At 37.3% G+C, this 22453-nt stretch carries 16 protein-coding genes; 6 read left to right on the top strand and 10 right to left on the bottom strand.

The window, feature by feature from the left end; genetic code table 11:
* Positions 1 to 29 precede the first annotated feature (29 nt).
* From ACPDHL_RS12165 to ACPDHL_RS12155, 3 genes are read right to left on the bottom strand one after another with little or no spacing between them, the layout of a single operon-like run.
* The gene (locus ACPDHL_RS12165) at positions 30 to 950 is read right to left on the bottom strand and encodes a Ppx/GppA phosphatase family protein (protein ID WP_430533032.1); all 921 of its coding nucleotides are present in this window, start codon (positions 948 to 950) and stop codon (positions 30 to 32) included.
* A gap of 1 nt (position 951) precedes the next feature.
* Positions 952 to 3060, bottom strand: a complete 2109-nt coding sequence (gene ppk1, locus ACPDHL_RS12160; protein WP_430533031.1) for a polyphosphate kinase 1 — start codon at positions 3058 to 3060, stop codon at positions 952 to 954.
* 3 nt (positions 3061 to 3063) lie between these two features.
* A complete protein-coding gene (locus tag ACPDHL_RS12155) occupies positions 3064 to 3552 on the bottom strand; it encodes a SixA phosphatase family protein (RefSeq protein ID WP_430533030.1) in 489 nt (162 codons plus the stop codon).
* Positions 3553 to 3714: 162 nt separating this feature from the next.
* On the opposite strand from ACPDHL_RS12155, the gene ACPDHL_RS12150 reads away from it, so the two are divergent.
* Both ACPDHL_RS12150 and kdsA read left to right on the top strand, forming a co-directional pair.
* Entirely contained in the window at positions 3715 to 4272 is a 558-nt protein-coding gene (locus tag ACPDHL_RS12150; protein WP_430533029.1) for a DUF4199 domain-containing protein, read from the top strand.
* 18 nt (positions 4273 to 4290) lie between these two features.
* Entirely contained in the window at positions 4291 to 5109 is an 819-nt protein-coding gene (gene kdsA / locus ACPDHL_RS12145) for a 3-deoxy-8-phosphooctulonate synthase (RefSeq protein WP_430533028.1), read from the top strand.
* Positions 5110 to 5158: 49 nt separating this feature from the next.
* On the opposite strand, the gene ACPDHL_RS12140 is transcribed toward kdsA, so the two are convergent.
* From ACPDHL_RS12140 to ACPDHL_RS12115, 6 genes are all read right to left on the bottom strand, one after another.
* The gene (locus tag ACPDHL_RS12140) at positions 5159 to 7615 is read right to left on the bottom strand and encodes an SEL1-like repeat protein (protein ID WP_430533027.1); all 2457 of its coding nucleotides are present in this window, start codon (positions 7613 to 7615) and stop codon (positions 5159 to 5161) included.
* A gap of 110 nt (positions 7616 to 7725) precedes the next feature.
* Complete coding sequence (locus ACPDHL_RS12135; protein WP_430533026.1) at positions 7726 to 8271, bottom strand: hypothetical protein; 546 nt, start codon at positions 8269 to 8271, stop codon at positions 7726 to 7728.
* Between the two features lie 197 nt (positions 8272 to 8468).
* Positions 8469 to 9410 carry a siderophore ABC transporter substrate-binding protein gene (locus tag ACPDHL_RS12130; RefSeq protein WP_430533025.1) on the bottom strand — a complete coding sequence of 314 codons (942 nt, stop codon included), beginning with the start codon at positions 9408 to 9410 and terminating at the stop codon, positions 8469 to 8471.
* Positions 9411 to 9427: 17 nt separating this feature from the next.
* The gene (locus ACPDHL_RS12125) at positions 9428 to 10186 is read right to left on the bottom strand and encodes an ABC transporter ATP-binding protein (protein ID WP_430533024.1); all 759 of its coding nucleotides are present in this window, start codon (positions 10184 to 10186) and stop codon (positions 9428 to 9430) included.
* A complete protein-coding gene (locus tag ACPDHL_RS12120; protein ID WP_430533023.1) occupies positions 10183 to 11130 on the bottom strand; it encodes an iron chelate uptake ABC transporter family permease subunit in 948 nt (315 codons plus the stop codon). The genes ACPDHL_RS12125 and ACPDHL_RS12120 overlap by 4 nt, the downstream gene beginning before the upstream one ends.
* Complete coding sequence (locus ACPDHL_RS12115) at positions 11123 to 12073, bottom strand: ABC transporter permease (RefSeq protein ID WP_430533022.1); 951 nt, start codon at positions 12071 to 12073, stop codon at positions 11123 to 11125. Before ACPDHL_RS12115 ends, ACPDHL_RS12120 begins: the two co-directional genes overlap by 8 nt.
* A 541-nt stretch (positions 12074 to 12614) precedes the next feature.
* On the opposite strand from ACPDHL_RS12115, the gene ACPDHL_RS12110 reads away from it, so the two are divergent.
* The 4 genes from ACPDHL_RS12110 (at position 12615) to ACPDHL_RS12095 (ending at position 16656) form a co-directional block, all read left to right on the top strand.
* Positions 12615 to 13478, top strand: coding sequence for a hypothetical protein (locus ACPDHL_RS12110; protein WP_430533021.1), 864 nt, complete (start codon positions 12615 to 12617; stop codon positions 13476 to 13478).
* 98 nt (positions 13479 to 13576) lie between these two features.
* Positions 13577 to 14452 (top strand): hypothetical protein, encoded by an 876-nt coding sequence (locus ACPDHL_RS12105; RefSeq protein ID WP_430533020.1) that lies wholly within the window; start codon positions 13577 to 13579, stop codon positions 14450 to 14452.
* Positions 14453 to 14959: 507 nt separating this feature from the next.
* Positions 14960 to 15838, top strand: coding sequence for a hypothetical protein (locus ACPDHL_RS12100; RefSeq protein ID WP_430533019.1), 879 nt, complete (start codon positions 14960 to 14962; stop codon positions 15836 to 15838).
* Positions 15839 to 15987: 149 nt separating this feature from the next.
* Positions 15988 to 16656, top strand: a complete 669-nt coding sequence (locus ACPDHL_RS12095; RefSeq protein WP_430533018.1) for a spermidine synthase — start codon at positions 15988 to 15990, stop codon at positions 16654 to 16656.
* 382 nt (positions 16657 to 17038) lie between these two features.
* On the opposite strand, the gene ACPDHL_RS12090 is transcribed toward ACPDHL_RS12095, so the two are convergent.
* Positions 17039 to 22177, bottom strand: a complete 5139-nt coding sequence (locus tag ACPDHL_RS12090) for a choice-of-anchor J domain-containing protein (RefSeq protein WP_430533017.1) — start codon at positions 22175 to 22177, stop codon at positions 17039 to 17041.
* Positions 22178 to 22453 lie beyond the last annotated feature (276 nt).

Below are 22453 nucleotides of genomic sequence, written 5' to 3'. Positions count from 1 at the left end.
TTTATTTATTATATCGATCCCGAATTGGGTTATTCATAAACTATCGTTTGATAATCTAACGGAATTTTACCAAAGTAAATTGCCTTGACGATTCCGTCAGACACTCCTATTTTGGGTACGTAGATTTGCTTAGCACCGCTGGATTTCATGGCAAAGGCATAGATGCGCAAGGCTGGGATAATCACATCGGCACGGTCGGGATTCAATCCCAATATTGCAATGCGTTCGTCATACGTCATTTCAGATAATCGCGTCAACTGTTGATTCAAATAACTATAGCTCAATGGCTTATCCTGACTTTTACCGGACATCTTAAACGCCTTATTGATGTTTCCTCCTGATCCAATGACAACAATATCATGCAGGTGTTTGGTTTCTTCTTTTACCCAAGTTTGAATGTCATTCCACACGCTTTTTGACACCATATCGTTCAATAGGCGAACGGTTCCATTGCGGAAGGACTTCGAAGCGATCGGTTCACCTTCTTTAAAGATGGTAAACTCTGAGCTACCTCCTCCTACATCAACAAACATAACATTCTTCGTTTGATTGATGTAGTTTTTTAAATCTGTCGAAGCAATAATCATTGCTTCTTTCTCTCCGTCTATAATATTAATTTTAATCTTTGATGCTGCTAAAACGGCTTCTGCCACTTCCTGTCCATTATCTGCTTCGCGCATAGCACTAGTAGCACATGCCATAAAGCGCTCTACTTTGTTGACGCGCATCAACAAATAAAAAGCTTGCATCGCTTCTATCATTCGCTGTTTGGATGCTACACTGATTTCTCCTTCTGTAAAAACATCTTGCCCCAAACGGATGGGAACGCGAATCAATGAACTCTTATTAAAAACAGGATCTTTGCCTTTGGTTTCCACGATATTCATAATCAACAAACGCATGGCGTTAGAACCAATATCAATGGCAGCATATTTCTTTATCTTTAACATATTATTCTTTCAGTTTGTTCATGTAATAACGATACATTTCTCGTTGTGATTGGTAATCCGCTTCTCCGTCTCTCTCTCTGTATTTGTTGGTTAAATCGCCCGATTGAATCCGCGTTTTCACATTGCCCTTCCACCCTATCTCAAAGGTTTCAATTAATTCTTTTTTGATTTTATCATCGTAAATGGGGCAGGTCACTTCCACGCGTTCATCTAAATTACGCGTCATAAAATCTGCCGACGAAATAAACACCTCGGGATTGTTGTTGTTTCCAAAAATATAAATACGCGAATGCTCTAAAAAGCGATCTACCACGCTAATTGCCTCTATATTCTCACTCATCCCAGGAATACCAGGAACTAAACAACATATACCGCGAATAATCAATTGTATTTTTACTCCTACATTACTCGCTTCATATAGGCGATCTACCATTCTCAAGTCAGATAGACTATTCATTTTCAATCGAATTGAAGCAGGCAATCCATTTTTAGCATGGCGAATCTCGCGATCAATTAGCTTATTGAATCCCGATCGGGTGTAGTGTGGTGATACCAAAAGATGTTTGTACTTGTGTACGCGATAATTCACTTGTAAAAATTCAAATACCTTAGAGACATCTTTCATAATCTGATTATGCGAAGTCAATAGGGTTACATCGGTATATATTTTCGCTGAACTCTCGTTAAAATTCCCAGTAGAAACAAATCCATAGCGCTTAATCTTTTTATTTTCCAAGCGTTCAATCACGCAAATTTTGCTGTGTACTTTGAGTCCTTTTACCCCAAAAATAAGCTGTACACCTTCAGACTGCATCAATTCGGAATAATAGATATTACTCGCCTCGTCAAAACGCGCTTGCAATTCAATTTGAGCGATTACTTTTTTTCCATTTTTAACTGCATTAATTAGCGAGCTAATAATCTGAGAGTTTTTTGCCAATCGATACAACGTAATCTTAATCGATAATACCTGTGGATCCAAAGCAGCTTCACGCAAAAGACGCACAAGGTAGGAGAATGATTGATAAGGCGTATAAATGAGGTAATCTCTTTTTTGTAGCTGTTGGATAATACTATCCTCCATATCAAGACCTACAACAGCGGCTGGTATTTGTTTAGGGTAAGTCAAATCCGAACGCCCTAAGGTTGGAAAACTCATATAATCACGTCGGTTGTGATAACGTCCCCCAGGAATAATACTATCATTCATCTCAATCTCCACATTTTCGAGCAAATAGTCCAATAAATCTTGGTCCATTTCTTGGTCATAGACAAAACGAACAATTTCTCCCTCTTTACGATCTCTTACCCCACTGGAGATTTTCTCCACAAAGGACTTGTGTAAATCTGTATCTACACCTAGTTCCGCATCACGGGTAATTTTAATCATGAAGGCTTTTTCGGCTTTATAATCGAAAATACGGAAGATTGACGCTAGGTTATCACGGATAATATCGTCGATCATGATGATGTATTTTTTATCATCATCTGAAGGTAGCTCTACAAATCGATTGACAATATTGGGAATTTCGATAATAGCGTATCGCGTCCCCTTTTCTCGCTTATTGGCTTTACTTCTTTTACTGCGCAACTCTTCATCAACCTCAAGTTTAACAGCCAAATACCCATGCGTATCGCGCAACAGGGGGAAAGGTGCTAAATCACTGAGGATAACCGTTACTAAATCATGTGATAGCGTATGTAAAAAATAATCTTTGACGAAGGCTTTTTGCTTCTCATTGATTGTTTTTTCGTTGAGGATAAATATTTTTTCCGCTTCCAGCTGTTTTTCAATTTCAGCTAGAATACGCAAACTTTCACTTTGCAATACAATTACGCGGTTGGTAATTTGCGTCAACAAATCTTTGACAACTACACCACTTCCCAATCGGCGGTTGCTTTGTCCCGTTAGCACCATACGGCGAATGGTTGCATACCGCACTCTGAAAAATTCATCTAAATTATTGGAAAAGATACCAATAAAACGAAGTCGTTCGAGTAAGGGGACAGTGACATCTCCTGCTTCTTGTAGAACTCTCTCATTAAAAGCTAACCAGCTTTTCTCACGATCAACGTAAAAATATTTTGGTGTTACAGTAGTTGTATTCATTTTTTATTTTAAATCTCTTGGAAAAACTTTACTTATTACAGTTCCGTTTTTAATCGCTTTCCAATCCTCTTGGGGAAAGTCCATCACGACTACTCCTGAGGTTGGTACATTATCAATCGAAACCATACCAAATTTATTAACAAAATCTGTGATAGCATCATTATGTCCAAAAATAATCAAGGCATTGTGTGTATTTTCACATTTTTTTATCGTTCGCGCTAGTTTCTTGACATCGAAAGTATAAATATCTTCTTTTTCAATGACATAAGCAGGATTGATTTCTAAGTTTTGACAAAAAATAGTAGCCGTTTGTTTCGCGCGTTTGGCTGTACTGGTCCAAACAATAAACCGTTCAGGCAAAAGAGAGCTAATCGCCTGCGAAACTAAAAGAGCGTCTTGTACGCCTCTATCTTTTGAGATGGGCCTATTTTTATCTTCCGTTATAGTATCCCAACACGATTTGGCATGTCTAATTAAAATAAGCGTTTTCATAACTAATTATTTTTTTCACTATATTAATTAACAAAATAGTGGTTATTTTATTTTCTTTTTTCATAGTTCTTATTAAATCTAAGAAAAAAAATTAGAAAAAAATATATTTTAAGCTATAAAATAAAAACTTTACTTTTGAACCTTACACTTTAAGCTAATACAATGAAAAAATTCTCTATTGAATTCAAATGGGCCGCTTTGGCAACCTTAGCAGCTTTGATTTGGATGTTTATAGGAAAATCGATGGGATTTCACACGGAAAAGGTGCGTTATGAAGTACTTCTTGAAATGCTCTTTAGTTTTTTACTCTTTATTTTCTACTGGTTGGGTATTCGCCAAAAGAAGAAAGAGTATTACGATAATGTCATCCAATGGCAACAAGCGTTTATGACGGGATTGGTCATGTGTGTGATGATCACGCTCTTCTTCCCTATTGTTCAATTCATTACATTCAACCAAGTGAGTCCTAATTTTATGGAGACTCTGGCACATGCGTTAATCAATGAAGCTAATATGACACCGGAGGAAGCGTATCAAAATGCTTCTTTTGACTTATTTTTAAGAAATGGAGTGATGAATAATCTCTCATTTGGTATTATCTTTACTACTATTATTTCGTACGTTCTAAAGACAAAAAACTACGATCAAATAAAAGCTGCTGCACAAAAGCCCGAGATGGTAAAAGTGAAAAAGCAAAAAGGTAAAACAAAACGAAAATAACACAAACACCCGAACAAAATGGATATCAGAAATATACCTCAAATAAAAAATACAGAAGCTGATAATTTCTTTTTATTAGCTGGACCTTGTGCCATTGAAAATGAAGAAATGGCCATGCGCATTGCAGAGCACATCATCAAAGTAACGGATAAGCTACAAATTCCCTATGTATTCAAAGGGTCTTTCAAAAAGGCAAACCGTTCGAGAATTGACAGCTTTACGGGTATTGGCGATGAAAAAGCTCTAAAAATCCTTGCTAAAGTTGGAAAGGAATTTGGTGTTCCAACGGTAACGGACATTCACGAGTCTTCGGATGCAGCCTTGGCAGCTGAATATGTAGATATACTACAAATTCCAGCATTCTTAGTTCGTCAAACGGATTTAGTCGTTGCTGCTGCTAACACAGGAAAAGTAGTCAACTTAAAGAAAGGACAATTCATGAGCCCAGAAAGCATGAAACACGCGGTGCAAAAGGTATTGGATTGCCACAATGAAAACGTCATGGTGACGGATCGCGGAACTATGTTTGGTTACCAAGATATGATTGTTGATTATAGAGGAATTCCAACGATGAAGCAATTTGCTTCTACGGTTTTAGATATTACGCACTCCCTACAACAACCCAACCAATCGAGTGGTGTGACTGGTGGTCGTCCTGACTTAATCGAAACAGTAGCAAAAGCAGGTATTGCTGTTGGTGTGGATGGTATTTTCTTAGAAACCCACTTCAATCCAGCAGAAGCCAAAAGTGATGGTGCTAATATGTTACACCTAGATCACTTCGAAAACTTAATGACAAAATTAGTAGCAATTAGACAAACGGTTCGTCAGTTTTAATGCTAACTTTTATACTACAAAAGGATGCTTAGGCATCCTTTTTTTTATTTTAATTCTCAATCTCAATGTCGTTTTCAGTGGCATAAACTACTATTCTAGCGTATGCTACTTCGTCTTTATACTTGGGATGTTCCTTGTAGTAATAACATAAACGCTCTACTGCATAAGCGTAACCCTGATGTGTTATCGCTGCTTCATAGTGTTCTATTGCCATTTTTTCGCTTGATTTGATTCCATAGCCATGATCGTATAGAATTCCATAGTAAATATGAACATACGGTTCACCGCTGTTGCGTTTCAGATAGCGCAACACCTGTTCAAAATCTCTTCGTTGGTAGTGAATCTCTACTAAGTTCTGTGCATAAGCGCCATAGTAATGTTCTGCCAAAATATAGTGGGAGACGGCCTTGTCATAATCTTGCTCCACTTCTTGTCCATAAAAGTACAAATCCCCAAGATTCATATTCGCCCAAACACATCCTAATTCAACTGCTTTTTTGTAAGCGGCGAGCATGGCTTCTCTATCATAGGGATAACCAAGGCTATTTTGATACAAATAACCAAGAGTATTCCAGGCATTGGCATAGTCTTGCTGGGCCGCTTGCTCTAAATAATATACACCTTGCTCCACATTAGTCCAGGCGTGTTGATCCGTTAAAAGCAAACCAAGCTCATACTGCATACGTGCCTCCCCTCGTTCTGCCCCGATAGAAAAGTATTTGATCGCCAAAGGCCAATCTGCCTCATCCCGAGCTACACATCCTCTCTGATATAGCGTATCCCCATCAAAATAAGTCTCATATTGGTCACCCATGCGCGTGGTCCAAGCTTCATAAAATGAAGTGAAATAGGCCAAGTCATTGCCTCTCAGATTATATCTTTTTTCATATAATTGCCCTAGCTTTTCTGGGGATACTTCTTGTCGTTTCGCATTCTGATCCAAGTAATAAAGCTGGGTGTCTTGAAACAAACAAGCCTCTTGAGTGTACTCGTCAATAGGTTGACTGATATAAGCGTAGCGCTCACTTAATGTAGCGGTTTCCTCGTTGTAATAATACATCCCTTGTTTTTGAATCACCAACAGCAGCCGCTGTTTGAGGTGTTCAATTTTTACGTGATTCTGATCCAATGCAATCAACCACTGATTGGTTGCAGCATGATATACACCACATCCTTCTGCCGTTTGAATAACATAAGTATCTGGCATATAACTACACAAGTAGTTGGCGTTTATCTTATCAATCACCCAATCCGTTAAAAGGGAACGATCTGTTTGACAATCGAATAGCTTCCACTTTTTCTCACTTTTATAAGCAAAAGACGTATAACCTGAAAACACCATGATTTGATCGATTCCTTCGCATATAATTGTCCCTTTTGGATTAAGAATGTGAATTTTTGTTTGGTATTTATTGGGCTTTACCCAAAAGTAGCCCAACGGTAGTTCTTCCAACACACCTTCGGGATACGCTCCAAGGAACTGTCCCGTCAACGTAAAAAATCGTCGCTTTGCGCTTTCTTTTTGTTTGGTAAAAAAGGTAAGTGGATACTCCAATTCAAATGGAAAATCGCTCCGTTCCCCTACTATCTGTTTACCTGTATAATCGAGCAATTGATACTGCCCATTTTGTAGTACATTGTAATATTGACCATAGAGTCGTTCGACCTCATCATATACAACCGCAAGGACCTCTTTTTGAGTATGCAGATGAAGTAATCCCGTTTTTCCAGCTAAGCAAACTTGTGCAACGACCGTCTGGTTAATTAAGTAAGCGTCAAAAGCATCCTCATATTGTAAAGGAATCAGAAGCTTCCCTTGTGTATTGAGGTACCCAAATTTTCCTTCTTTTTCTACCACCGCCACCCCTGCATCTGTAAAAGCATAGATTGTATCATATACGGCTGCTGTCAGTATATGTCCTTTTTTATCTTTTAATCCTTGATAATTACCAGCTGTAAAAACAATTGTACACGTTTGTTTAACTAGGTGCTCTTCCCAATACCCTAGGCCATACTGAACCCAATCGTGTTCCAACGCATCCAAAAAAGAGGTATAACCCGAGGCTTGAATCAAGGAATCCAATACAGCAAGATCTTCTTGGTCTATCGCTTGCTGATACAAGGCCCACTTCTCATTAATCTCAAGGATCCAAGCTTTTGCTTGCTCTTTAGGTTTCTCTTCCTGCATCGCATACACATCACTTGCATCCATATAAAAAGTATCATAGGGCAAAGCATAGAGAAATTCAAACATCTGCTCAACAGCAGATGAAAAAGGGACCATATCGTGTAACTGATAGGTTTCTGTCAGTAAATCATAAAAGCAGCTCAGTCGATGAAGGCCTTCTTCTTTATCAAAGTAAAGCGAATGCCCCTTTGTTTGAGCCTTGGCAGAGACTAGAGGAAGAAGTAAATCGGGAATGACGTAGTTCCACTCGGCTAAATATCCTTCAAAAACTTGTTTTGTCTGACTGTCAATATTATAGAGATAAATGCGATGAGCCATAGTTGTATTTTAGCCCAAAAATAGCGCGAACCCGCTTCTTAAAAAACAAATGAAGAAAAAATCACTAGAATTAGGTAGGGTGTTTTGCTCACCACTCACTACTCACCATCTTATTTGAGCTTTATTTCCTTAATCAAGGCATTCATAGGAATCGCTTTGACTTCTTCACCTTGCAATAGGAAGATATAGTCCGTTGTTTTTCCGATTAAAACCCCTTGTATTTGAGTATTATCCGCATAGGTAACTGCAATTGGGTTTTCGTCTACTACCGCGCGTTTATATCGTTTAGCATATAAATCAGCCCCTAAAAACATATATAACACAAAGAGAAGTAGTCCCATACTCCATTTTTGATTTGCATACCACTTCACTTCATTCGTATGAAACGTAAACTTTGCATAAGAGGTTGGGGACTTCTTCTGCCAAAAGAGATCCAATTGGTAAATCAACACCGTTAAAACAATCGTCCCAATCGTAAATAAAGTAATCGTAAAATCGCCAAAAGGAGCAATCAAGAAATCAAACAAACCGGCATAATCAAAAATATTAATGTCAAATAGGATAAACTTTTTATAGTTGAAGAGCATCCCAATGGCCACTGCCACTAAATAGGCGATCGTTAACATGGTTTGCACGTCTTTGCCAAGCTTCTTCATTATGGATTTTGAAACGGTATCATTCATGAGTACGGAATCTAATTATAGTTTACTTTACCTTTGTAATTGGCCTCTAATTTAAAGAAAAAGCAATGCGAATTAACATTTTATTTCATCCATACACAAAAAAAACGAGCTGGTTATATAGGCTATAACCAACTCGTTTTCATTTGGGTGAAATTAACAATAAACTTTACTTATTCTTTTACCGCATTTTCTACTTCTTCAATCATCATTTTGATTGATTTCAATCCGCCTCCTGATAAATACCATGTTTCAGGATTTAAGAAGATGATTTTATCATTTTTGTAGGCATTGGTTTGTTGAACTAATGCATTGGCAAATTCTTCTTTGCCTAACGTTGCTCTTTTAATAGCAGCTCCTCTATCGATAACGAAGATGTAATCAGGGTTTAATTCTTTGATCAACTCATTAGAGATCACTTGTCCGTGTGTAGCAGCCTCGATGTTTTCATCTGCTGGTTTTAATCCGAATACATCGTGAATAATTCCAAAACGAGATCCTTTTCCGTATGAGCTCAAACGACCTTCATTCGCTAAAACGATCAATCCTTTTTTATCTGATTTCTCGTTGATAGCCTTAATTTCAGCAATACGAGCATCGATGTCTTTCAACTCTGCTTCTACTTGCTCTTCTTTGTCAAACAATTGACCGATAATACGTTGATTTTTCTTGAATGAATTCATGTAGTCTTTTGCATCTACGTCTAAATTAATCGTTGGTGCGATTTTTTTGAATTCGTCATACATCACTGCTGTACGTCCAGAAATAATAATCAGCTCCGTATCCGTTGCATTTACTTTTTCTGCATTAGGCTCTTTAATTCCGCCCACGTTTTCATAAGCTGCATCTTTATATTTATCTAAATAAGCGGGTAGGTTTGATCCTGGCACTCCTTTTACTGGAATTCCCAACTCATCAAAAGTATCCAATACTCCGTAAGTCAATACCACGGGATTTTTGGGATTTACCTTTACTTCAGAAGTACCTGATAAATGATCCACTGTGATTACTTCCGTTGATTCAGAGGCAGAATTCTTTTCCTCATTCTTTGTTTCCTTACAAGAAACAAATAAAAAAACAGATGCTGCTAAACAGCTTACCATAAATTTACTCATAACGATGGTTTTTATAATTATTTAAAATAGACACAAATTTTATGGTCTCCGTTATCGATAATTTTCATATCAATATCGAAAACATCCTTCATTTTTTCCTCTGTAATGACTTCGTTTGTGGGGCCAAAATAGAGGATTTGGTGGTTTTTCACTGCGGCAATATAATCGGCATAAGCCGCTGCATAATTGATATCATGCACCACAATAACGATGGTTTTTTGGTATTTATCGGCTAATTCGCGTAGGGTTTTCATAATTTCGACGGAGTGTTTCATGTCTAAATTATTCAAGGGCTCATCCAATAAAATATATTCCGTATCCTGTGCTAATACCATAGCGAGAAAAGCACGTTGACGCTGTCCACCACTCAGTTCATCAATAAACTGATCTTCAATGTCTTTCAATCCCATGAAAGCTATACTCTCTTCAATTTTTTGATGGTCTTCCTTTTTGAGCTTGCCCTTGGAATGGGGAAAACGCCCAAAAGAAACTAACTCTTTAACAGTTAGTCGAATATTAGGGCTATTACTTTGTTTTAGGATAGCTAAACGCTTGGCAAAATCTTCATTCGTATAGCTTAACACTTCTTTGTTTAGCAAGTTTATTTCTCCTTTATCTCGAGAGACTAAACGACTAATAATCGATAGTAATGTACTTTTACCTGTACCATTTCCCCCAATAAAACAAGAGATCTTACCCTTGGGAAAACTCACACACACCTGATTTAAAATCAGTTTCTCACCATATGATTTTGATACTTGATTAACTTGAATCATACTTTATTACTTTTTAACAGCAAGTAAATAAAATACACTCCTCCAACGAAGTTGATGATAATACTTACTGTTGTTGTCATATTAAACAAATGTTCGACCAAATACTGTGCGCCAATTACCGTTACGGAAGTCAGCAAACAACAGGTAAACACAACTAAGGCATGGTTATTTTTCTTCACCAATTCATAGGTTAGATTGGCGACTAACAAGCCCAAAAAGGTAATTGGACCTACTAAGGCTGTAGAAACAGCAACCATAATTGATATAAGGATGAGGTTTCCTCTCACTACTTTGTGGTAATTAACCCCTAAACTAATGGCGTGGTCACGTCCTAAACTAATTACATCCAGCTGTTTGAAATAACGGATTCCATAGGCCATGGTTGCGATTAGAATCACAGCGGCAATACCCAAAATTTTCAGATTAATACGTTCAAACGAGGCGAACATAGCGTTTTGAATAATGGTAAATTCATTGGGATCAATGAGTAGCATAATAAAAGACGCTCCACTTTTGAAGAGTGTTCCAATAAGCAATCCCACTAAAAGCAAGGTATACAATCCTTTACTCTCTCTTTTAAATACAGCAAAGTACATGATCATAGCAAATAACATCATCAAACCTACTGACAAGACAAAGTTCCATTCCGATCCCAAAACCTGAAAGGTACGATCCCCATACCACAAGACAATCAACGATTGCAACAACAAATAAAAAGAATCAAACCCCATAATAGAAGGTGTTAAAATTCTATTTGCTGTAATCGTTTGAAAGATTACTGAAGAGTATCCAATTCCAAAGGAAACCAAGAGCATCGCCAATATTTTAAACCCGCGTCGGGGCAAAACGTAGTCAAGCTTTGTTCCTGTAAACGTAAACATATAAATAGCAATGCTAATCAGCAAAGCGATGAGTAACAAGGTAACTAATTTATTCTTAGGCATGTTTTGTCTTTTTGAGGATTAAATACAAAAACACAACACCTCCCACAATACTCACCGTCAGTCCAATTGGCACTTCGTAGGGAGCAATTAACGTACGGCTAATCAAGTCGCAAACCAGTAAAAATATTGCACCGACTAAGGCAGTATAACTGATGGTTTTACGGAGGTTGTCTCCAAAAATCATACTAACGATATTGGGAACAATGAGCCCTAAGAAGGGAATCACGCCTGCAGTTAAAACCACAACAGTTGAAGTAATCGAAACAAATACCAATCCTAGATACATAATTCGCTTAGGGTTTAAGCCCAAACTAGTTGCGGCATCTTCTCCTAATCCAACAATAGTAAACTTATTGGCATAGAGGTAACACAGAATTACAACTAAGACCCCCAAATAAAGGATTTCGTAATTTCCCTTTAAGATGGAAGAAAAGTCCCCCATCATCCATCCATCCATATTTTGTACAAGGTTGTAGCGAAAGGCAAAGAAAGTGGCGATAGCACTGAGTATATTTCCGAACACAATACCGATTAAGGGAATAAAGATGACATTTTGTACTTTCATCTTGCTTGCCAAGCGCAGAAAAACAATACTCGCTAACAAAGCAATAGTAAATGACAGTAGCGTTTTCACTACAATTCCCCCATTGGGAAAGAGAATCATACTAAACAAAATCCCCATTTTACAGGCATCAAGGGTTCCCATAGTTGTAGGAGACACAAATTTGTTCAAGGAGATTTGTTGGACAATAAGCCCCGAGATACTCATCCCTACTCCTGCGATCAGCACCGCAATAGTACGGGGTATACGACTAACGACAATAACAAGCAATTCATCTTTCGACAAGCGATACAAATCAAAGATCGAAATATCTTTTACCCCAACAAAAATGGATAAAAAAGAGAGCACTACCAGTATAAGAACTAAGGTAATTCTTATCATAAAAACCTTTTATTTTTATTTAGAATGAAATTAAATAAGAACAAATATATAAAACTCGAGGCAGGAGAAAAAACTATTTGTGATTTTAAACGGTGAAAAACAGCATCTTGTATTTTCATATTTTCATTAGGTTCGTCAATAAATAAAAAACCGCTAAGGATTGCACTTGATCTTGCAGAATAAGCAAACATCTATAGCGTATTATCGATAATCTCGTAAATTGCATAAAATTGCTTTTTTTTACAAATTATACCTACTCTACTCTTTTTTACTTTTATGCACTGCTCATAAGTAAGGATGAGGGTAAGTAGTCCTTGACCAAGAACTAGGCTATACCGATACGGTCCAAAAAAGTAGTAGCAAAAAACAAATGCCTTTTACGCACTAAACACCGCCAATCTCAAGGCATTTAAACATATCCTTTTACTAAAAAACATATCAAGTTCTTAAATAAGAAATAAAAAATCGTTTTTATTTTTGTTAAATTATCCTTTTGACTTCCTAGTAATTTGATCTATTTTTGCGCCAAATAAAATCAACTATGACACATTCAATTAAACTAGCGGGCTTAGCCAGCTTATTATTACTTCTGGGCAGTTGTAGTTCCGATGATTCTAACAAACCTACAACAGAAAAAAAACACTTTATTTCCACTGTAGCTGTTACGAAATACAAACAATACATGTCAGATTCAGAAGTTTCTACTCAGCCTTTTAGCCACTCGCTCTATTCTTTCAATTATAAAGAAAATCAACAACTTTCAACTATAGATACTAAAACAACGGCATACACTCCATTAGGTGAAGTTGATCAAGTATATCAGGGTAATATTCGCTATCAGTTAAATACTGCCAATCAATTACTTTCATTGGATTTTACTCATAATTCAAAAACTACTCAGGCTTTCACCTATACTTATAATCAAGATCTTTTAGCTTCTTACACCTTAGAAACTTTGGATTCTTCCTATCAAATTCAATACACCTACAATACCAAGAAACAATTCATTACTGCCGTTGATATGAATCAATCACCTGAATTTCAAGATAAATTTGGGTATGAGTATAATACAGCGAATCAGCTAATTGAAATAAAAGATTACAATATGGATAACGCAACAGCAATTACCTATACAGCTATACCTAATCCGTTCTATACTCTCCCGTTTGATTTAACAACGTTGATTTATGTAGATTTAGATTTAGTACCATTTAACTATATGTTCTCAACAACAATAGCTTCAATTAAGGGACGTTTCCAGCATGTTGTTATAGAATATGAATACAATGAGGCAAATTTACCAATTAGCGCAACTGCAACTGTTCAAAGAAGTGATAGTACAGTATTTCCCTACATGAAAATAGAGTATACGTATACGGAAAAAGAGGTTCAAATAAAAAACTAAAACTGATACGACAATGGTTTTTTATCACTATATCTTGATTAAATAACCTTCTTTTCTTAACACATTAGACTCTATTTGTACCAAACTAAAAAACAAACATGAACCATTCACTTAAACTAGTGGGCTTAGCCAGCTTATTCTTATTTTTGGGCAGTTGTAGCTCCGATGACAGTACCACGCCTAAACCGGATCATCCAGATGGACTAGATCAATATTTACTTACATCTCTTGACTATACATTTTATAACGTCGAAAGTGATGCAAGTGGGAATCACACGAGCCAAACCCCTCGTTCGCAGGTACACTATACCTTCAACTACAAGGACTTTCATCGATTGGATTCAATCACAAGAGATACACACACCTTCGATAATCAGGGTGCAGTAATCACAGCGGTTCAACACGAACTTGCATTTGAACTCAACGAAAAATTCAAATTAACTACCTTGAACATTCTCTTGCATGGCAATGTACAGCAATCGTATCACTTTAGCTATGACAAGGATCTGCTTCAACATTTTCAAATTGTGAATCAGGGGAAACCTTGGCTTCAACATGATTTGATTTACAATACCAACAAGCTCTTTACCCAAGCCTCTGTTTCTATTTTGGAACAAGAGGAACGAAAACTTGACGTTCAATACAACTATAATCAAAACAACGAGTTGCTTCAAGTTTCTACGGAGAATTATGCGGCTACCTTTACCTATGGAACAGGTAAAAATCCCTTTTACTTCTTGCCCTTTGATTTGACAACCTTACTTTTTGAAGACCTGTTATATGTCCCAATTACGTATCAATTTCCACATCCTTTAGCCAGTTACAAGGTATCAGATGATACGACATTTACCTTTGAATACAGCTATAATAAAGGAAATTACCCTGAAAAAGCAACCGTTTATAAAGGAGCAAAAACAAAGGCAAATCGCTATATGGTTATTGAATACAACTACCATATCCTTTCGATCATGTAAAAAATACAAACGCCCAATCCATCCCGATTGGGCTTTTTTTATTACAGGAGACCTTAGCTTTTACCTCGATATATGAAATACAAAAAGGTAGCGTTGGTATGGCGTATAGTTCCGAAAAACAATTCCGCCAATTAGAAAGAGAATCATACCAAATAAAATTCCCATTTTACAAGCCTCCAAAATACCCCTTGTTCAGAGAAATCCAAATTTATTCAACGCGATTTGTTGGTCAATTCCCCTAGAGATACTCATCCAAAATCCTCTGATAAGATGCTGACTAATCGCGTTGAAAGTCGAAGTACTCCCTTCCCTTTTCAACGAATCAACTCCATTTTATAGCTTTTATTTTTCACCATCGTTACGCCACACCCTGTTTCATTACAACAACCCCATTAATTATTATAAATAATATATATTAATTTATTTTATTAACAAATTTTAATTTTAAAAAAACATATTTTAACTATAATTAAAATATCGTACATTTGTAACTAAATAAATTGACTTATGAATAAAGTAATTAAAACTATTGCACTTGCTAGTTTTTTTTTGACCATTGTTGGATGTAGTTCCGATGATACTAGCAAAACCCCAGAAGGTCCAACCTTTGAAAACAAACAGCTGATTTCTCATGTAAAATCCACCTATTATTGGAATGATGAAGAATACAAGGAAGATGGCACCACGCAACACATTAGTGGAACAGACTATGTAATTGATTTCAATTTTTCGTATGATGACCATCTTGCCCTGTCTGCTTTAACTTATAAAGTGATCTATTACCAAGATAACGAAATAAGAAAAGTAACAGATGGTGTTTTTAATTTTAAACTTAATCAAGCAGGCCAATTAGAAACGTTGGACATTACAGGTGACATCATGTTTCGCAATACCTACACCTACACCTACACTGATGGTTTAGTAAGTAAGATTGAATCAAATGACGGAAGTCAAAAATCGGAACAGACTTTTACCTACAACGCAGCCAAGCAAATGATTCAATCTGAGATTCCCTCTATTCCATGGACTTTTAATTACACTTACAACAATCAAAATCAGCTAATTAAAATTCAAAACAATAGAACTGAATTGCCAGAGCAAATTGAATATGACGCAAAAAGCAATCCATTCAAAGACTTACCTTTTGATTTAACAAGTGTTCTCTTTGAAGGAGTCAACTATATTCCATTGACTTATATGTTTCCTAATAATATACAAGGGTATAAAACGCCTTATTTAGATACGTATCAGTTAGAATATAAATATGATGAAAACAATAACCCAATCAAAGCTTCTATCTATTATCAGAGTGATAACCAGCCAAAAGAATTGGATTATGAAATAGACTACAGTTATATCACTAAAAAAGTAGAGGTAACAAAATAAAACATAGTAGTTTTAAAATAAACAAGCCCAATCCACCTGGATTGGGTTTTTTAATTGGAGCATGTATTGCCCTTTGTGTTACGTCAATACACAACTGCACAAACTTGCTTTTTTTCCTGTATCTTTGTGAAAATTGACGAAAAAGATATATGCTAAAAAAATGGTTGAGCTACCTTACTCCTATACCCGTGCGAAAAATTCGTTCGAACATCAATACGAAGTTAGAAGTTACTTGGCTTAAAGGACAACTGGTATTGGATACCAAAAATACCAATTACTCCTATGGGCAATTGGAACAAGTATTTAAAAGAGGATTCAAATTCATTGGTTATTCAAAGATTAAAGCGATGCATCGCGTACTGAACCTTGGTTTAGGTGCTGGTAGTACCGTCCATTTACTTCGTAATGAGGTTAATTTCACAGGTTCAATCACTAGTATTGAACTGGATGATGCTATTCTATTTGTTGCGAAAAAGTATTTTAATCTCGATCGTTACAACGAAAATCACGAGATTATCCAACGGGATGCTTTTGAGTATGTTTTAGCGTGTCAAGAACAATTTGATTTGATTGTAATCGATATTTTTCAAGACAGTCATATGCCTTCTTTTTTATTTGAACGCTATTTTGTCAATCATCTGCAACAACTTTTACCTGTCAATGGTTTTATTATTTTCAATACAATTATACTCACTGCTGAAGATGAAGAACGAAACGAAACGTATAAACAGCTCTTTGATCCTCTTCAATTTTCTGTACGATCCATGCCTTCTAGTTTGGCACATAACAGCATGATCACCATCAAGCGAATCGCCTAATTTTACGCTACAAGCAAAAGGGTCTCTCAAAAGGTCCCCCCCTCTTGGTAAAGGGTGAGCATATAAGTAGATGGTAAAGGGTTTGTAAGGGGTTTGTAAGGGGTAACATTGGTAAAAAGGCCTAAAACCCTTGTAAGTACTAACTATCCCCTTACAAACCCTTTACAAGTACGTTTCTTGTTTGTTTCAAAACACTTAATTCCTGTAAGTTATGGTTTTTTGTTTCGGAAAATAATGGAAAAGAACTCTTTTTTTATCCAAAGAGTGGAAGAAAACGGAAGAGAATCAAGGTAACATTCACAAAAAAAACCTCACCTAAAATTAGATGAGGTTTTATCTTGTAAGCGCTTATTAGACAGCTTCTTTATTTTTGACTAAGGTCTTAATAATTAAGCTGTAGCCAACCTGTTCGTTGAACGCCATGCGAAATTAAAATGTAGTAATAGGTTCCTGAAGGAAGCGTTTGACCTGATTTATCTTTTCCGATAAATTGATCTTTATAACCTTGGCCATGGGTATAGACTTCCACACCATGGCGATTGAAAATCTGAATTTTTGACACTCCATAACCCGAAAGATCTAAGGCATCGTTAATTCCATCGCCATTGGGTGAAATTCCCTTAGGCAAAGGACATTCTTCATATACAATAGAAAAACTACTTTCATCTGTGCAATACACCGATTGAGATCCTCTTCTTGCATAAATGTACACCGTCATAGGCAGTAAAATTTCTAGGCCTTCTTGTAATTCAACTCCACCTCCTTGGGGTTCCGTATAGTATTTATTTCCAGCTGATAAAGGAGGGAGTACAAAATTCTGACAGGAGATTACTGCATTATCTAGCACATCGGCCTGAATCGGCTCGTAAATCACAAGGTTAAATGTACTTTGATTGTCGCAATGTTGTTCTCCTTTTTTATAGATATACAGGGTAGATGCTCCATAAACAGCATACATGTCACCCCCTTGATAGGTATCCCCTTGTCCATTTGGTTGAGTAAAATAACCCTCTCCCTCTTTCAACGCAGGCAAAGTATAACTTGTACATACCTCTACGTCTTTTAATTGCGTTACTTCTACTAAAGGCAAGCGCTCCACCAAGAAACTGCTAATACGCGAACAACCCGTAGTTTTATTGGTCACTTTTACATAGATACGTCGGGTCGATAAAATTTCAATTTCATCAGCTACGGTATCCATTAAATCTTCATCTGCATAATAGTCCACGGTATATTGTACACTTGCCTGAGCACCTAAAGCAGCTAGAATCGCCTGTCTTTGTTCAGCAATATCAACAAAAATAGTGTGATTTACATTTTCATTTGTTGTACAAACATATTGATTGTCTAATTGAGGAATTTGAAATTCTTCTTTTAGAAAGTTGAATACACGTTCTACGGTGAATGCCTCCCCTTCGCACGTTTGATACATTGCTTTTGCTGTATAATTTACTGATTTTTCGATTTCTACCTCTATTTCTTCCTCAGACGAAAAGAAAACACCGTCTTTATACCATTTAAAATCAACGGTTGACTGCCCATTGGGAACAAAACGCCAAGCTTCATTCGAGGCATTCCAGTTTCCGGTATTTCGATTTACGCCACCATCTTCTCCTGGATAATGTGCTTTTGTTCCATCTTCGTTTTGAATTCCAATTAATCCATTACTTTGATTGTGACTCGATCCAAAATCACGGGCTACAGGTCTATTTTTCACGTGAACTTCAATGATATTTGTTCCTTCATACAGCACAATTTGAGAGGTCTGTGTTGAACCTTCTACATCGTGTGGATTATGACGTACACCAAACAATCCTAAGTGATAGATATTAAATACCAAAGCACGACAGGGGAAGGTTCCCAAAATCTGATAGTTTACTGCATAGTCATCCGGTGAATAATTGGGATCCAAATCTTGCATCACACCAAAAATGGCATTGACAAAAGGCGGTTCAGTTGTTCCTGCCTGATACGGAATAGGTCTTGAAAAACTCCATGGGCTATGTGCTTCTGGTGTATAACGACCTCCTTCTACCTCACCAGCAACACTAAAGGTAATTGCCCCATTGGTCGTGATTAAAATTTTGTTGTAGCTCTTGCCAAAAAAACAAAAGTCAAATCCTAGATTGATGGTATTTGACCAATAATCGTCTCGTGTTAAATCGATCATATCACCACCGTAAAAAGGAAAAGGTGGATTATAGTCAATTGATTCTACTTTATATGTATCGGTTGTTTTAATATCGAAATAACGCGCTTCTAATTTTTGCTTTACAGGCCCTTCTTCGCAAATGCTATAGGTATTGGTTTCAGAAGGCGGTATCCCCTCGATTCCTCCTTGTAGATCTGCACAGCTATCGGGTACAAAATAGGAGTATTTTGTCGGTCCGATCCATATAGTTTTATTTACGCCATTCTCGTCCTCACAGATTGTGCGTACATAGTACACAAAATACTGTCCTGCTGCTACGTCTTCCAGTAACAAGGTAGGTTCACCTTCTACAATAATCCCCGTTGCATCTACTGCGGGTTCAGGTGCACCTTGAGCTGTAACAAATACTTCCCATTTATTTTCTCCCCTTTGTGCTTCCCAAGATAATCGAATATTAGACGTATAACGTACCAATTCTGCTTGCGGTTTGAAAGGACTCAAACAGGTAGATACTTTTACACTAACATTGTCAATTGCCGCTGGTGGTTGTTCTCCTAACGTTCCATTGTTGATCCATTCAAAAACAAGACGGATCACTTCTCCTTGATGGGCTCTTACATCTAAAACGGCCGTTGCTCTTTGCCATTCAGTGGACCCAACATAAAAAGGTTTACCAACCACCACATGATCCTCGGACAATGTGATTGGAGTTGTTCCATCAGGGTTGGTCGTTACGGGTACTTTTATTAGCCTAAAATAGTCTTTCGGATTATTTCTAGAAATTTCTCCCATCGCTTGCCAATCGTATTCGATGGTCAATTCTTCAGCATCCGTTGGAATTAAAATATCGCGATAGGCATGAGAAACAGATGCTTTTGTAATATCATAACGGTGTTGCAATCCAGCATCCGCAGAGATATACAGTGACTGCGTACTTTGATAGCCAATCGCACGACCTACTTCCCATTTGTTTTTGGAAGCAATCGTCGTAGTCCATTTCTTATCTCCCTCAAAATCTTCTAATAAAGGGAGTTCCCCTGGGATTTGTGCTGTTACAAAATCTACAGCATCTAACCAAAAGCCTTGATCCGTACTACTACAAGCTGAGCGAACCCAAACATAGTATCGGGTATTTGGGCTTAAATTGGGTAAGACAAACGGATTGGAAACACCTGGATGAGTTGGCACAGCATGATCAGCTGGTCTCGTATTTGTTGTAGCTACAAAAATATCATAGCTGGATATCCCTGGCGCATTTGTCCAGGCAAGTTGTGCTGTCGTTCGGGTTATATTCGACACGATCACATTACTTGGTCGAAGGCAGTTTCGTACTTTTACCGACAAATTATCAATGGCTGCTGGTGGTTGTTCTCCTCTACTCGTATCATTTTGCCATTCAAACACCAAGCGCATGGGTTGATTGGCAAAATTACTTACAGGTGCATACAAACTGGCACGCGTAAAGGTAGAAGACAAGTAAAAGGCATCGGAATCTAGTTGAATTCCTCCACTTGTAGCCGCTGTGATTCTCCTTCTTTCTGTCGGAATATAATTGGTAGGCACCAACCATACTTTGAAGTAATCTTTGTTTTCTTCTCCCTGATTTTTCCAATCAAATTCAACTAATATCTCTTGACTTCCTGCTGGGATCAGCATATCTTTATAGGCATGAGACGTTTGTTTTACATTCAGCGTATACTGATAGTTACCGTCTCCATTAGTTATATACAACGCTTGGTTATTATCCGTATGAGGAGCTGATCCAATGGTCCATTGATTGGTGGTATCATTGCCAAATTCAAACAGGGGTTGCCCTTCAAAATCTTCTTCGTAAGGCAAGGGGGTTGTGACCATCGGAGCTCTAAATGCAAGAGGGCCTGTCCAGTCAGAATAGGGTTCCTCTCCTTCTCCATCGGCCTGACACACGGCACGTACATATACTTCATAGTCTGTAGATACCACTAAGTCTGGCATCGTATAGCGCGGTTCTTGAACGCGAACACCATTGGTTGTTGGTAATCCATCTTGTGGCGTACGCACCACAACTTCCCATAGGGTTTCTTCGCCATCGGGAGTCCAGCTTGCTTCATTGGACACAACCGTTAAATCAAGTGGTTTTGGACACAATGGTATATTTTCTACTATCACTTCGCTCACCACCAAAGCCCAGCCATTATTTTGACTAGGCGGTACATGCCAAGCAATTGTCACATCTCCCACAATTCCAACGCCATTCGCATCAACTAAATCCACTACATTTTCTACAAATTGGGTGTTGGAATAGAATGCTGTAGGAACTAAAATCTGGGTAAAATTATTAATTTCCGTTCCATTTTGAGAAAGTACGACCCTAAAATCATTGGGGAGGTTTGCAGATTGTACGCGATAGGTATAACGCAAACGCTGATTTCCTGTTAATTTAATTGTCGGTGTCATCAACCAATCGTCGTTATTTCCTCTAGTTCCATTTGTATTGATCAAAGCAACTTCAATAGAGCGATTTGCTTCTGTATTTTCATCAAAGAAAAAATCAGTACCAAATTTCCACAAGCGAAAATCATTGTTATTATTAACGATGGTCCAACAATCTCTAGTGGGAGACATATTGGTAAAATCTTCCACAAAAGGAAAGTTTGTAATTGCCCTACAAGCGACTGCATCAATTTTGAGGTTACGCACAGCGGCTGGTTTTCTTGATCCCACCACAGTACCGTTGGTCCATTCAAAAATGATTTTTACTTCTTGTCCCATCAAGGTACTAACATCCACGGGTCTCATCTCATGGCGTAAGCTCGAATTTTGCACATAGGTTCCGTTGTTTATGTTGATTCCTCCACTATTTGCCGTGGTAATGGCTTGATTTGCCACAGGAACATACGCACTAGGTACAATCCATACCCGCATATAATCCATCGGAATTAACTCTAAGGTTATCCAATTGGTATTGGCATAACCTTCGCTAATCCAGTCAAAACTAACCGTAATTTCTTCCGTATTTGTTGGTAATTGCAGCGTCTTATAAACATGTGAAACCGCAGCTTCTTCCTGTGAATAGGTAAAAGATCCTGAAGTATCCCCTACATACAATCCTTGTGCTGCCTCTCCTGCTGGTAAAAAATCAGCTGGAAATCCGGCATGCCATTTGTTTACTGTTGCATTGACAAATGTCCATCCAGAAGCCTGATTGGTAAAGTCGTCATGTAGAATTACATGATCTTCTGATGCATTATTTTCTTCTGCTGTTTGCAATGCCCATTCACTCTCTTTCGCTTGGTGATATAGCTCATACATGGTTGCCGACAAAGTCACGGTTGGCACAGCAAATAGTATAGCTAATGCCCATTTATTTAACCGCTTTAGATGAATCATAAAATATAAAGTTAATTTTAACGAGTCTAAATTAATCTAAATTAAAAAATCGAAAATTGGATTTCGTTGCCTATATCGAAACAAGAGTGAAGTAAAAAAACAAATAACATTATTTTTACTAAGTTTAAATAAATTTAAAATACTACTTTCCTAAATCTACTCACAAAAAAGGAAGTTATGTTAAATCTCATTATTTAACATTTCTGAGTCCTTCTGCGGGCTTACCTCCAACAGAGGGGGGGTAATTTTATCGGAGATAAAAACCGAATTACAGCA

The sequence above is a fragment of the Myroides sp. C15-4 genome, from assembly GCF_050522745.1.
In the GTDB taxonomy this organism is placed as follows: Bacteria; Bacteroidota; Bacteroidia; order Flavobacteriales; family Flavobacteriaceae; genus Flavobacterium.
The sequence above is the reverse complement of the archived record's forward strand: the minus strand, read 5'-3'. Positions and strand labels throughout refer to the sequence as shown.